This window comes from Shewanella polaris, from assembly GCF_006385555.1.
GTDB classification, from domain to species: Bacteria; Pseudomonadota; Gammaproteobacteria; order Enterobacterales; family Shewanellaceae; genus Shewanella; species Shewanella polaris.
In genome coordinates this window covers 689178-702876 of the sequence record NZ_CP041036.1, presented here as the reverse complement: position 1 = coordinate 702876, position 13699 = coordinate 689178, and the positions used below count along the sequence as shown (strand labels likewise).

12 protein-coding genes are annotated in these 13699 nt (G+C 39.5%); 5 read left to right on the top strand and 7 right to left on the bottom strand.

Going from position 1 to position 13699, the window contains the following annotated elements; all coding sequences use genetic code 11:
- Positions 1-805: 805 nt before the first annotated feature.
- A complete protein-coding gene (locus FH971_RS02995) occupies positions 806-1768 on the bottom strand; it encodes a LysR family transcriptional regulator (protein WP_140233299.1) in 963 nt (320 codons plus the stop codon).
- 487 nt (positions 1769-2255) lie between these two features.
- Between FH971_RS02995 and FH971_RS02990 the strand changes: the two genes are divergently transcribed.
- The 4 genes from FH971_RS02990 (at position 2256) to nrfD (ending at position 4887) form a co-directional block, all read left to right on the top strand.
- Entirely contained in the window at positions 2256-2720 is a 465-nt protein-coding gene (locus FH971_RS02990; protein WP_137223033.1) for a DUF2726 domain-containing protein, read from the top strand.
- Positions 2721-2794: 74 nt separating this feature from the next.
- Positions 2795-3256, top strand: coding sequence for a cytochrome c3 family protein (locus tag FH971_RS02985; protein ID WP_137223035.1), 462 nt, complete (start codon positions 2795-2797; stop codon positions 3254-3256).
- Between the two features lie 6 nt (positions 3257-3262).
- Entirely contained in the window at positions 3263-3949 is a 687-nt protein-coding gene (locus FH971_RS02980; protein ID WP_140233298.1) for a 4Fe-4S dicluster domain-containing protein, read from the top strand.
- Positions 3946-4887 carry an NrfD/PsrC family molybdoenzyme membrane anchor subunit gene (gene nrfD / locus FH971_RS02975; protein WP_140233297.1) on the top strand — a complete coding sequence of 314 codons (942 nt, stop codon included), beginning with the start codon at positions 3946-3948 and terminating at the stop codon, positions 4885-4887. Before FH971_RS02980 ends, nrfD begins: the two co-directional genes overlap by 4 nt.
- A 219-nt stretch (positions 4888-5106) precedes the next feature.
- On the opposite strand, the gene FH971_RS02970 is transcribed toward nrfD, so the two are convergent.
- From FH971_RS02970 to FH971_RS02945, 5 genes are all read right to left on the bottom strand, one after another.
- Positions 5107-5787, bottom strand: coding sequence for a Fe2+-dependent dioxygenase (locus FH971_RS02970; RefSeq protein ID WP_140233296.1), 681 nt, complete (start codon positions 5785-5787; stop codon positions 5107-5109).
- A 14-nt stretch (positions 5788-5801) separates the two neighbouring features.
- Complete coding sequence (locus tag FH971_RS02965; RefSeq protein WP_140233295.1) at positions 5802-8123, bottom strand: TonB-dependent receptor; 2322 nt, start codon at positions 8121-8123, stop codon at positions 5802-5804.
- A gap of 181 nt (positions 8124-8304) precedes the next feature.
- Positions 8305-8691, bottom strand: a complete 387-nt coding sequence (gloA2, locus tag FH971_RS02960) for an SMU1112c/YaeR family gloxylase I-like metalloprotein (protein WP_137223045.1) — start codon at positions 8689-8691, stop codon at positions 8305-8307.
- Between the two features lie 414 nt (positions 8692-9105).
- A complete protein-coding gene (locus tag FH971_RS02950) occupies positions 9106-11172 on the bottom strand; it encodes a PhoX family protein (RefSeq protein ID WP_140233294.1) in 2067 nt (688 codons plus the stop codon).
- 205 nt (positions 11173-11377) lie between these two features.
- Positions 11378-12634, bottom strand: coding sequence for a DEAD/DEAH box helicase (locus FH971_RS02945; protein WP_140233293.1), 1257 nt, complete (start codon positions 12632-12634; stop codon positions 11378-11380).
- Between the two features lie 280 nt (positions 12635-12914).
- Here FH971_RS02945 and FH971_RS02940 point away from each other — a divergent pair, with 280 nt between their 5' ends.
- The gene (locus FH971_RS02940) at positions 12915-13097 is read left to right on the top strand and encodes a hypothetical protein (RefSeq protein ID WP_140233292.1); all 183 of its coding nucleotides are present in this window, start codon (positions 12915-12917) and stop codon (positions 13095-13097) included.
- A gap of 5 nt (positions 13098-13102) precedes the next feature.
- Here the strand turns inward: FH971_RS02940 and FH971_RS02935 are convergent, their stop codons facing one another.
- Entirely contained in the window at positions 13103-13588 is a 486-nt protein-coding gene (locus FH971_RS02935) for a GNAT family N-acetyltransferase (protein ID WP_140233291.1), read from the bottom strand.
- Positions 13589-13699 lie beyond the last annotated feature (111 nt).

Here is a 13699-nt window from a genome sequence, read left to right as displayed (position 1 = left end):
TTTAGTATAACCAATACTCCGCTGACTAACACAGGCACTCATTTTTAATAACAAGACCAATAAAAATCAGCAAATAGAGATTATTAAATTGATGGCCAGATTGGTGACGGGTCATTGATGCTTTTTAACCAGTGAATAGTGATAATTGCCACAAAGTACATTAGCAAGAGCTTAAATAGCGTTTATGATAAAATGATTCACCTCATATTTTTTGATATAAAAAACGTTAAATATAGTATGTAGATTCTTATATTTATCATTTACATTTATCAAATATTCTTAATCGCGTCGATATCATCGCAAAAAATTTTATCTTTCTAAATTGCAATAATGCATATTTATTATAGTTAAATTTAGTATCGATAACGATGCAGCCCACATTATACATTTTTGCAATGAACTAAAAACCAAACGAAAATGGATTTTAAACCAGTAAATAATATACGTAAAAAGGAATTACATAAGATGTAATTCCTATACACATTAAATATGAGTTTATAAATAAGAGGGAAAAACTGGATGAAATGACTAACTAAGAATGCAACCAAGGCTGTCTTGCTCAATATGGTTCAAAAAATACAATCTATCCAAAATTTAAAATATTTATCTATACAAAAATGACAATACTGACTATACCAAAACAACAACATCTACCTACTATAAAACAAATTTTCATTCAATAAGCATTAAGCACAAAACAGCTAAAAAAGTTATACAAAAGCGATAATAAAATACACTCGTTAACAACAAAACATATATTTAAAATGCATTTATAGCTACAGCAAAAATTATGTAAGTTCTATTTTTAAATAAGTTCACTGGTCAATTCGCGTATTTGCTGTTTTAACCAGGTAGCATCCTCATTCACTGCATTGGGATGAGTCACTAATACTAATTTTAATGGTTCGACAACGTCAAAAAGACGATTAACTTCGAACTCTGATAACTGGCAAGCATGTAAACCTGACTCTTCATCTATCATATCGTAAACAGCCTTATAAGGTGTTAGCGCCAATGACTGACAATCAGAAAGGTAATCAAATAAAGAAGATACATTTGTAATTGTCATTTCAGTTTCAAGAGGCAAATTTTTGATTTGACAATACTCTTGAAACGGATTGATTATCGGTGCTTGAGCGCCCATAAGCGTATTGATATACGGATACTCAGCGATACTTTCTAAAGTAATTTCTTGCTTTAAAAGGGGATGATTTTTACAGCATAACAAATACTGCGGCCCCATCTTAGCAAGTACTTCAACTTGTAGTTTTTGATCAAAACAATGGATTTCTTCAGGGCTTTTACAACCACACACGACAATATTATTAGGGTCGTTAGAGACGCTTTCTAGAGCATGTTTATCCCAGTTGTTTACATTAATATGAATATCTTTATTCTGCTCTTTAATTGCATTCATTAATGCGCGTGGGTAGGCATGAGCAATCATTCCAGGCATCACTAACTCAAAATATCGACTATGTGACAATTCGGCACTATTCATCCGATTGAAATTTTTAGCACAGTCCACAATTTCTTTTGCTATAGGATAAATCCTTCCAGCATAGTCGTTAGGCACTAAGCCATATTTACGTCTAATAAAAAGCTCATCGCCAAATAGCAATCTTGCTGAATGTAAACAACGACTTATTTTTGATGCTGGTACATCTAATATTCTAGACACATGAGTCGCCGATTTGTTTTCGTACAAACTTACTAATATTGAGAGCGTTAATAAGTCTAATTTATCTAAATCAATCTTCTTCATCATAGATACTCCCTTAGAGGTATTTGATATAACATACTAACGATTTCTTCGAGAGTTCATATAATTATTTTTAATATTTGACGATTACTTATTCCAGATCATAAAAATGAATTATCAAAAACAACCTATTTCACAAAATCACTTAAAACTAGCTTACTATCAATGCTACCAAAATGACTATTATAGTTGTAATGCTTAATTAAAAATCAAAGTTTCAAAAACAAGAATTTCAGTTTCTGCAAAATCAAATTTAACATTATAAAATACTTAATTTTTAATTTATATATTAATATAACCAAATAAATGTATAACTTAATAAAACATATTAAAACAAACAATAAGATCTAAATCATAACTACAATCAAATAAATTATAATCACTGCAATTAATTGATTACGATCAATTTAAAATAAAAATATAAGAATAATATTAATCGTACGTCGACGACGTATGATTAATTAATAAAACAATAAGTTTTTTGGAGGTTGGTATGAACACTTCAGTATTTTTAAGTTATGCATTTATATACTCAGTTTTATTTATCGTTGTTCCATTTATATTAGTTGTTTTCACTATGACTTGTATAAAGTTCTTCAAAACTAATACAGAGGATCACACAGTTAAATTTAAAAAAATGCTTTTTGATACTCAAAGCTTTAACTTTTTAAAATCACTAAAAACGATGGTTGGTGGAAAATATGACGTTTGTTGTAACGTTCCAATCGATACCGTGTTTGAAATGGATGCACAAACTGCTGCCGAAAATCATACACGACTCGATTATGTTGTCATTGACCATGACTCGTCAGAAGTGAAATTAGTTATCTCTGACTTCAGTAATCAAGAAGATGCTAACTCAAAAAGTTTATTCGAAAAATTCAACATCAAATTAGTTGAAATTGCTCGAGGTAAACCTTACGACATGCAAATGTTAAAACAATCACTACCTGTATGACAACCCTATCGGGTGACGACAATGTGTTTTCACCCGATATTTTATTTTTTAAATTCTGATCGCGAGGATTCGTTATGTCCGTGAATAAATGGCTATTGCCACTCGGCATAGGATTGCTATCACTGTTTCTTAGCCAAGGCGCCATCAGCGATGAACTTACTGGCAAAATTAACAATGACTCATGCATGAAATGTCATAAACGAAATGGAGCAATGCTGGGCTACCATAGCCACGACTCTTTAAACATGAGTTGTAGTTCTTGCCATGGTGAAAAAGGCAATCATCCTAGAAAGCCTAATGATTTGATGGTGTTCTCTTCGGACAATGACATCCCTGTTAATGCTCAAAATGCCGTGTGCCTTAAGTGTCATACCCCGACAAAGTTAGCTGAAGCTGAATGGACACACAACGTACATGCGCAAAAAACGAGTTGTGCATCTTGTCATAAATTACACCCTAAATTAGATCCAATGATGGGGTTAACAGCCAAAGAACGCAGTAATCAATGCCGAAATTGTCACACGGTGCAGAGGTAAATAATCATGGAAAACTCAAGAAGGCATTTCCTTAAAAGTACCTGCGCATTGGTTGCAGGCGTATCGGTATATCCACTCAGTGGCAATAATGCCAATGCCGAAATGGAACCAGATATAAACAACATTAAGTACGCTTTATTATATGATGAAACCAAATGCATTGGTTGTAATGCCTGTGTTGAAGCGTGTCGTGAAGTGAATAATGTACCAGAAGGTGTCTCACGACTAAGCATTGAAAGAACTGGCCCATTTGGAGAATACCCCGATCAATTTTATCATTTTTCTCGACATTCTTGCGAACATTGTGAAAACGCACCTTGCGTTACAGTTTGTCCTACTGGTGCCGCCTTTATCGATAAAGAAACTGGTATTGTTGCAGTAAATGCTGATAGATGTGTGGGGTGCCTATATTGTATTGCAGCCTGCCCTTATGAAGTGCGTTTTATTAACCCAGTAACCAAAGCTGCCGACAAATGTGATTTCTGCCGTGAAACAAATCTCAAACAGGGTAAACAACCTGCCTGTGTAGAAATATGCCCGACAAAAGCGTTAGTGTTTGGCAATCTTAAAGATCCCGAGTCTGAACTAGTTACGCTATTAAAGGCTAATCCGACTGAGCGCTTTAAGCAAGATTTAGGTACCCGACCTAAAATATTTCGTATCAAAGCGAAACAAGGGGAGATTATATTATGAGTGCTTTCGAATTTGACACATTAGTATGGCATTGGCCCATTGCCATATACCTATTTTTAGCAGGGGTATCCGCTGGTGCTATGTTCTTTGCTGTTATGCTAAAACATGGTTGCCTGAAAGAGAAAGCATATCAATCTGGATTTGTTATAGCAGCATGTATTGTTGCGGCAATTTCGGTGTTAGCAGGCTTAGGCGTATTGGTATTAGATTTAACCAAACCCTTCGACTTTTGGAAGATCTTAGTGTTTTATAACCCTACGTCAGTAATGTCGATGGGTGTAATTATCTTAATGCTTTATCAAGTGTTTATGTATGCTTGGATTATAATAACATTTAAAAAACCTATTGATGATTTATGTAAAAACCGCTTCCCAATTGTTGTTAAATTAACAACTTTAATAGCCCGTTATGAAGCTGGTATAACTGGTTTACTGGTCATATTCTCTGTGTCGTTAGGTGCTTATACCGGATTTCTATTATCGGCTCAACCTCACTTCCCGATGTGGAATACTGGAGTATTACCTTTACTATTTTTAACTTCTGGTTTGTCTTCAGGTGCTGCGGCATCACTATTAGGTGGTGTGTTACTCAAAGGCAATCCCAATGGTGCTGAAGTCCGTTTCATTCATAAAATAGAGATCCCACTGATTTTAGGCGAGATACTCCTTATGTTCACCTTCTTCCTGGGTTTAGTATTCAGTGGTGGTCAAAGCAAGGTAGCGGCATTCAATGCTATCGGAGTCGGCTTTTGGGGGTTTGTATTCTGGTTCGGCATTATGGGATTAGGATTGTCGGCCCCATTAGCGATGAACTTATTTATGACCGCAACTTCAAAACGCAAGTTTTCCTATGTTGCCGGAACAGCATGTCTAAGTTTATTGGGCGTCATATTATTACGTAACTTTATACTTTATACCGGTCAAATGATAACAAGTTAATACAATTAACGGTGATAGCACGCGTTAACAACCGTACTGTCACCGTCTATTCAACAAAGAAACTCAGTTTGACGTTGCCACTATTTAATCCCATTCTCAGTTAACTATTTTCTGCTAAGTAAATATAAGCAAATCATTAAAATCGAATAACTAATATTCAGTCACTAAAATCCAGTCATGTAAACTTAGCTATACTCCCTTCAATATTAGTCATTTCAATTACAGCTGAGTAAATTGCCTAATTAAATTATGATACACATTATGTAGGTTATCTAATTCAGCACGATCGGTATTGTCAGCTTTAATTAAATTTTGAATTGTTTGATCAAGCTGATACAAGCTCTGGCGTAAGTTTGAATCTGCCACCATACTTTGCATCCAAGTAATTGCTGCAATCCGCTGCCCTTTAGTGACCGCAGTGACTTTGTGTAAACTGCTTGATGGATACACCACTGCGTAACCAGCCGGTAATTTAATTTGTTGTTGGCCAAACTCGGTAGCTATGACCAACTCGCCGCCGTCATACTCTTCGGGTTCACTCAAAAACACCGTCATGGAGACATCACTGCGGAGCACTTCCGATGTATTCGGGATCCGCATGATGGCCGCGTCGACATGATAGCCATACTCTTCGGTTTCGCTATAGCGATTAAAGCACGGCGGAAAAATCTTGTGCGGTAATGCTGCAGACACGATTTTGGGCGTTTCGCCAATACGCGCCAATAGCTGATTAGCTAATTGGCGCACACTGGCATCTTGTGCATCTGCTTGATTGTTATTTTTAACTGAGGCCGCCATTCCCATTGCGGTTTTGCGGCCATCGCCCCACGGACATTCTGCCAGTTGCTGACGATAAGCGCCGACGTCTTGTTTTGTGAGGATTTTTTCAATAACAATCATACAAACACCCTTAATTAAAACTCATATGTCATCGACAGTTTTGAGCTTCTTGCATCACCTAAGTACATAAATGAACCAGAACGATAAGCTGCGGTCCAGTACTCTTCATTCATTACATTGCCTACGTTTATGCGGAAAGTTAAGTCTTCGGTAGCATTGTAACTAGCAAATAAATCAACTACTTGATAGTTAGGCACCACGATACTGTAGCGATTATTGGTACTATCAAAGCCCGCTGCAGTGTCTGGCTGTCCGCCATACATTTCACTTTGATAAGTGTAATTACCACCAAACACAAACGATTCAGTTAACTGATAACGTAATTGTAGGTAAGCACTCTCGTCGGCAAAATTACTCAGGACTAAACCAATGTTAGCTGGATCGTATGATTCTAAAATCTCAGAATCCATTTTAGCCGCTGAAAATTGTATGCTGAGTTGGTCGGTAATATTTCCCACCATACCAAATTCGATACCTCTAACACGGTTTTTACCCGTATTAAGTGTACCTAAGGTTGAGTAACTGTCGCCAACACTTTCCATGACATCGCTTTTAGTGATTTGGAAAATTGATGCTGAGAACATCATTTTGTCGTCAAACAACATCCATTTGGTGCCAAGCTCTAGGTTTTCAACGATTTCGGCATCGGCTTCCGAAGCTTGTTCTGTGGTACCACACACACCGCCATATCCACAGTTTCCGCCTAAGTCAGACTCGCCGCCATTGATGTTAGTTGCGGTGCTGTAGTTAGCATAAATGTTAGCGTCTTCAGACAAGTCATAAACAAGACCGAAGTTGTAGTTATACATGGTGTCTGAGTAGGCATAATCTACTTCACCGCTATTACTCGTCGTGTCATTGCTGTAGTCAAAGCTATCAAGTCTCAAGCCGTAGAATAATGACAGTTGTTCAGTTAGTGCAACGGTATCCATCATGTATGCCGATACTGTTTCGATGTCGTAAATCGCATCCGATCCGCCATCAACATAGCTGCGTCCCATTAACTGGTTAATGTTATCTACCGTATCGCCATTGCCGTCGATAATACAGTATGACTCAGAGACGCCACGACGTCCTTCGGTTGAACAATTTGTCGGATTATTGTTGGTAACGCTATACACACCGTTATCAACGTTTTCGTCTGTGTATTCCAAACCAAAAACAAGCTTATTGCTAAAGCCCAGTATTTCAGTATTCCAAAATAAATTGAACTGAGTACTGACGTAATCAACATCTTGATTACCTTGGTGAGTACTTAATGTTAGGGTTTTAACACCAGGCGCGGTTGCGTCGGTATCTGCGCGCGTGGTGCCGCCCATACCGGTAGTGATATAACCGTTTTCAGTGTGACCAACACGAGTAGCATTATATAACGTGATGCTGTCATTTAACTCATATTCGGTACGTAGGGTGAACGTGGTGACCTTAGAATTTAAAAAGTCACCATCTTGAGCATAAACAGGGATATCTTCAAGTGGCTTACGGGTGTCTTGATCAAAATAACTGCCTAAATCAGGCACGTCTTTGGCGTCTAAATAATAACCATCGGCGATAAATGACAGTGCATCAGTGGCTTCATACACTCCCGATAGCTGAACACCCTGACGTTCACGGGTAATCCCTTCGCGGCCTGGCTTATCTTCTTCGGCCGTTAAACCGTTAAGACGCACAGCGACGGTTTCTGATAACGGTAAGTTATAATCGATAGTTAATCGTCTATGTTCGTCAGTACCAATGCCTAAGTCGACACGGCCAAAATCATACGCAACAGAGGCCTTTTTGGTCACGCTGTTAATCGCACCGCCAGATGAACCACGGCCTGCAAATGTTGAACTTGGGCCTTTGGTAATTTCAACACGTTCTGTTGCAAAACTTTCGCGAGTGGTCATGCCTGGGTCACGTAAACCATCAACAAACACGTCGCTACGCGCTTCGTGACCACGGATAATATAGCGGTCACCAAAGGCATTACCGTTTTCACCCGTACCTAAAGTGACCCCAGCTTGAGCTGACAAAATATCTTTTAAGTCAGTATTACCAGACTCTTGAATTTGATCTTGGGTTAATACGGTAATCACTTGCGGAGTATCAACTAATGCAGCCATACGGCGTTTATCGGCTGAGTTATTAAACATATAAACTGAGTTTTGTACCCCATGAACCCGAATTCTTTCTATTGATTCGTCTGTTTCCACAGGTTTACATTTTGCTAAGATATCCTTATCGCAAGTTTCATTACTGGTGTCTGCAGCATAAATTGCTGGGCTACTAAAGACTAATGCAGCGGCAACTGCCTGAGCACCTAACGATAACTTACTGTAACTATTAGATTTCATCTCTAACTTCATCCTATTGTTATTTAGCGTTTGCGAAAATTCAATTATGTGACGCACTTTACATAATTGAAACAAAGATCACAAATACAAATCATTATCATTCGTGTAAAGATTGACCTTACAAAAAGTATGAGAATGACTAAATAACTGCAGTAGAAGGTACAATTTGAATAAAAATAGGTTAGTTGACTTGATAAAGCTCTAAAGGCAGGCCGTCTGGATCAGCGAAAAAGGTATATTGTTTGCCGGTATATTCGTCGACGCGAATGGGTTCAACGACTACTCCGTTAAGTTGTAAATGGGTAACCACTTGAGCAATATCATCGACTTTAAACGCTAAGTGACGCAAGCCTTGGGCTTCGGGATAACTGGGTCTTAATGGAGCCTTGTTAAATGAAAACAGTTCAATTTGGCTACCGTCAGGCAATGCTAAATCGAGTTTGTAAGAATCGCGTGCTTTGCGGTAATGCTCGGCAACAACTTTTAGCCCTAAGACTTGTGTATAAAATGCTTTTGAACGTGGGTAATCGGCACAAATAATAGCAACGTGATGAATTCCATTTAGCATGGCGGCCCTTGTAAATAGACTATTGATAATTAAACTAATTTAAAAGAATAAAACCCTGATAGAACAAGTCTATCAGGGTTAATATACGCTTTTAAAGTCATAAAGAAGACTAGGGTCAGTTGATCTTTGCCGGTTAAATTTTATTCGAGATAAAAACGTTTTAATCGAGGCGAGCGGATTGCTGCCTAGCAATCTAAGCTAAATTCGCTCAACAAAGAGTAAAACGTTTTTAGCCGAACCCTTCGGGCAGCGTTTGTTGGTCATTTTTACTGCGTTATCGACTTTTTATGTAGAATAACTACACCACAAAGTCTCTGCCTTGTACAAATGACCAACAATTCGCTGTAAAAACAACCTTGAAAGATCAACAGGCCCTAAAGCAAGGTTAATACCTTCCTGAGATAGCAGCTTAAATTAAACGCCGATTTCACCACCGTCATCTTTAATAAACATCACTGTGGCTGCACGTGGACGAACCGTTGTTCCTGCAGGCGTTTCTTCATCCGCTCTATCAGAGTATGGCCAGTTGCCAGGATGCTGAATATTGGCAAACATAGCTGTGTAGTCTGGCGACATGGCAAAACCGGTCACTTCACAACCGTTAGGACCAACAAAGAAGCGCTTAAGTTGAGTTTGGTTTTCAGCCGTTACCACTTGTTGGTTACCGTCTGCACCTACCATAGTTGATGGCACAATCGCCAACATTTGATCGTTGGTTTCTTCTTTCACTTCAGACGCACCGTTATCGGTTTGCACCCACAAAATACCACGCTGATCGAACGCCAAACCGTCTGGACTAGCAAACTGGTTTAAGTCAGTTAAGCCAGATAAATTGGTTTCAACATCACCATCTGCAGGTGAACCAAATATAAAGATATCCCAACTAAATTCAGTTGCTGTATCACCTTCATCCCAACGGATAATATGACCAAAGTTGTTATTTAAACGCGGGTTAGCAGGGTTAGTGCTGTCGGTACGTTTACTGTTGTTGGTCAATGTAAGATACACAGTGCCAGTGAATGGGTCGACACTTGCCCATTCTGGGCGATCCATTGGTGTAGCACCCACTAAGTCAGCCGCGCCAGCCGTATTTAAGATAATTGCGGCTTGTGAATCAAAGGTGCTAGCAAGTGTACTGCCATCAGTGGTTATGCCATCTAGTGTTAAAGGTAACCATTCACCTACACCATCTTCACTGAATTTAGCGACATATAAGGTACCGGCATTCATGTACTTATCGCCTACAGTTAAGCGATTTGTGCTGTTAGCATCGACAGGGTCCCATGCTGCGTCAGAAACAAACTTATACAAATATTCAAACCGTGAATCGTGGCCTGAATAGAAAGTAATTGGTTTGCCTTCTTCAAGCTTACCGAACACACAACCTTCATGGCGGAAGCGGCCTAATGCGGTACGTTTGGTGGCGCGAGAGTTAGGGTTATATGGATCAATTTCAACAATATAACCGTGGCCATTGGCTTCGTTACGGTAATCGTTAGTTGCACTTGAGCCCGTTGGCGTCACATCAAAACGAGCAAATTCGTCTAAACGTTCATCATCATTTCCGGCTAAGTGACTCCAGCCATAACGAGTGTCAGAAGTCGAAATACCAATACGTGTTTGCTCTTCCGTTAAGGTGCCTTTATTAACAAAGTAACCTGGCCAGTTTTCTTCACATGTTAAATAAGTGCCCCAAGGTGTATAACCATTACCGCAGTTATTTAAAGTACCGCGAGCTTGGCTGCCATCTGGCGAGTAACGTGTTTCAAGGTACGAGCTGTATGCTAATGGGCCAGCGATATCCATTACTGTGGCACCGGTAAAACGACGGTTATGGCTGTCGTTTTCGACCACTTGCCATAGTCCAGAAACTAATTTAATACGCACAACTGAAATACCATGGGCGTTGATTTCTTTGCGAATTTCATCAATTACAGTGCGCTTACCATCAGCATCAAAGGTTGGGCCTGTTGGGTGTAGAGCATCTTGGTCTATGTATTCGTGGTTGATACACAATAAGCCGTCATCTGCTGAATCATTCAGCGGAAAGAAATGCATACCATCGTGATGCATACCGACTGAGTTTTCCTGATCGATAGCAGTATTACTGCCATCCGCCTTCCACGCCGCAGCTTTCGAATTTAAAGGTGTTCCCCAAGGTGCTAACACATAAGCTGAATAACCAGCAGGAACCGCCACTGCATCGATTTTAGAACCGGCAATGGACTCAAAACCTAATTCAGCAGAACTCGTCGTTGGTGCTGTTGGCGTGGTAGCTGTTGGTGTTGTTGGCGTTTCTGCAGCGGTATCATTATCAGAACCACAAGCACTTAATCCGAAGCCACCAAACGCTGTCATAGCACTAAGGCCTAAACCTCGCTTAACAAAATTACGACGTGATAGATGGTTCTCCATCACTTCATTGAAAGGGGTATTTTTACTGTTGTTAAAACGAGTTGGATCAAATGTCGCCTTGCTCATAAGTTGTCCTTAGATATGCTCTGAAAAAAACTGATCAAATATAGGTATAATTATTCGTCAGTTAAGATAAGCGTCTAATGTGACAACTCGGTTCAAACTGGATGACATTAATGTGGCAGTAAAAAGACAATCACCACACAGCCTTATGTGATGAGAACAATATAAAACTCATTATAATGGCGACGACATCATGAGTTACACCCTGTTAGCGTTTTTTACCGCGTGAAGATGCCGCTAATGCCTTTTTACGAGCTTGTTGTTTTAATGCAGATTTAGTTGTTTTACGGGTAACTGGAACAATTAAATCAAGATCTGGCTCAAAACCCGTCAGCCATTGCTGCGGTAAACGTCGGTCTAAAAAAGCTTCAAGTTTGGTTAATAATGGCTCGTCATCGATGCTTAATAAGGTAATAGCTTGGCCCGCTTTACCTGCTCTGCCCGTGCGGCCAATTCGGTGTACGTAGTCTTCAACTTGAAACGGTAATTCCATATTAACAACATAATGTAACTCGTTAATATCTAAGCCTCTTGCGGCCACATCGGTTGCGACTAACGCGGTCACCTCACCAGCTTTAAATGCTGCTAACACTTGTTCACGTACTGCTTGAGATAAATCAGCATGAAAAGCTTCAGCCGCTACACCAGCTTGCTTCATTTGCTTTACTAGTGCATCTGCACCTTGTTTGGTGCGGCTAAATATCAAGCTTTGTTGCCAACTTTCTTGGGTGATTAAATGGCATAGCATGGCGCACTTTCGGTTAGCGTCAACATTAAATACCCGCTCGACAATACTGTTGGCAGTGGTATTACGCTGAGCAACTTCAATCACTTGCGGCGAGCGTAATAAACGTCGGCTAAAGCTGAGCATGCGGTCATCTAACGTGGCCGAAAACAATAAGGTTTGCCGTGTACTTGGCAAGCGTTTGAGCACCTCGACAATTTCATCTTTAAAGCCCATGTCTAACATGCGATCGGCTTCATCAAATACCAAATGAGTTAACTGCGATAATGACAGTGCGCGCTTACGTAATAGATCTAATAAACGTCCTGGCGTTGCCACCAGAATATCGGTTCCTGCTGCAAGTTGTTTTATTTGCATACCAATACTCACGCCACCATAAACCATCACGCTACTGACAGGGCTGCCGTCGGCATATTGCTCAATACTACGGTGAACTTGTTGGGCTAATTCCCGAGTGGGGACTAACACTAAGCAAGTAATATGAATCTTTAATGATGTAAGTTGCGCAGATAAATCAGCTTGGTGAGTCAATATATAATGCAGAATTGGTAAAGCAAATGCGGCCGTTTTACCAGTACCCGTTTGCGCCCCTGCCATGACATCTTTGCCGCTTAAAATTACCGGAATAGCTTGTAGTTGGATCGGCGTCGCCTGCTGGTAATTCAGTTCAGCTAAACGACGAATAAGTGTGGGGTGTAATGATAAATCAGCAAAAGACATAGGGACTCCATTAACAAGAGGTATCAGTTTATCACGCTTCATATTGGGTTTATCAATGAATACAATGTGAGGCAAAACACACGGCGATAAAATACTCAGATAGCTTAATGAAAAGTACTTGACTAAAAAACTAGGACTAATACACTTTAAACATGCAAAATATATAAATGTTAATAGCGTTGATTGCGCAAGCTTATCGCTAAAGCCCGTTGTAAAGGTATGTTGTTAAAGTTTATAGCAGTAATGTTGTCACCAATGTTTTATCACGAGAGGTATTACCATGAGTTTTTCAATTAGCGGTATTTTTAAACCAGCCAAGCAAGCTGAATCTGTCAGTAATGTGGCACCTATTGCCAATGAAACACGTGCAACTGAAACTAACGCGCCGGAAGCCGAAACTACTGCAAAAACAGAAGGCAATGGTGGCAGTTGTTGCGGTCATTGTGGCGGCGGTAATCATTAATTCCGTTAAATGTGACCACGCTTAAATATGCGTAAATTATCTTTGCTAAACAAGGATACATATTGAGCCGTAACATCTACAAAACCATTAGACTGAGCCACTCTTAACGAGCCTTGGTTATGCTCATCGATATAGGCATAAACAGGGCTAGAAATGTATTGTTGTAAAAACATTTTCACTGCATTAGTGGCTATGCCCTGCCCCCAATATTCGCGACCAATCCAATACCCCATTAAACGCACTTCTGGCTCTACTTCTGTGGCTAACTCATCATTAACCCATGACAAAACGTTGCCAACTAAGACATTATCTAACCAGATCCCTTGCGCCATGGCTTGCTCATCAGCAAAAATTTTTTGTTGCCAATGTTGGTAAAAAGCTTCTCGTTCACGAGCAGGAAAGTCTGCCATTTTATTGGCAATTGGGTCGTGCTCAAATTCAAACAATATCGCTAAATCTGCCTCAGTGATTGGACGAAGATAAATATTCATTTCATGTTGACCTTCTCTATGCTGTCTCGCTGATATGCTTTATATTGTTTAGACACTTGTTTAAAAACTTGTTTATTTATACCCAATTGTAATAATTAACTGTATTAATAT

Bases quoted from the DNA above. Each gene is read 5' to 3' on its own strand.
- FH971_RS02995 (WP_140233299.1), bottom strand. From the start codon at position 1,768: ATGATGAAGAAGATTGATTTAGATAAATTAGACTTATTAACGCTCTCA.
- FH971_RS02990 (WP_137223033.1), top strand. From the start codon at position 2,256: ATGAACACTTCAGTATTTTTAAGTTATGCATTTATATACTCAGTTTTA.
- FH971_RS02985 (WP_137223035.1), top strand. From the start codon at position 2,795: ATGTCCGTGAATAAATGGCTATTGCCACTCGGCATAGGATTGCTATCA.
- FH971_RS02980 (WP_140233298.1), top strand. From the start codon at position 3,263: ATGGAAAACTCAAGAAGGCATTTCCTTAAAAGTACCTGCGCATTGGTT.
- nrfD (WP_140233297.1), top strand. From the start codon at position 3,946: ATGAGTGCTTTCGAATTTGACACATTAGTATGGCATTGGCCCATTGCC.
- FH971_RS02970 (WP_140233296.1), bottom strand. From the start codon at position 5,787: ATGATTGTTATTGAAAAAATCCTCACAAAACAAGACGTCGGCGCTTAT.
- FH971_RS02965 (WP_140233295.1), bottom strand. From the start codon at position 8,123: ATGAAATCTAATAGTTACAGTAAGTTATCGTTAGGTGCTCAGGCAGTT.
- gloA2 (WP_137223045.1), bottom strand. From the start codon at position 8,691: ATGCTAAATGGAATTCATCACGTTGCTATTATTTGTGCCGATTACCCA.
- FH971_RS02950 (WP_140233294.1), bottom strand. From the start codon at position 11,172: ATGAGCAAGGCGACATTTGATCCAACTCGTTTTAACAACAGTAAAAAT.
- FH971_RS02945 (WP_140233293.1), bottom strand. From the start codon at position 12,634: ATGTCTTTTGCTGATTTATCATTACACCCCACACTTATTCGTCGTTTA.
- FH971_RS02940 (WP_140233292.1), top strand. From the start codon at position 12,915: ATGAGTTTTTCAATTAGCGGTATTTTTAAACCAGCCAAGCAAGCTGAA.
- FH971_RS02935 (WP_140233291.1), bottom strand. From the start codon at position 13,588: ATGAATATTTATCTTCGTCCAATCACTGAGGCAGATTTAGCGATATTG.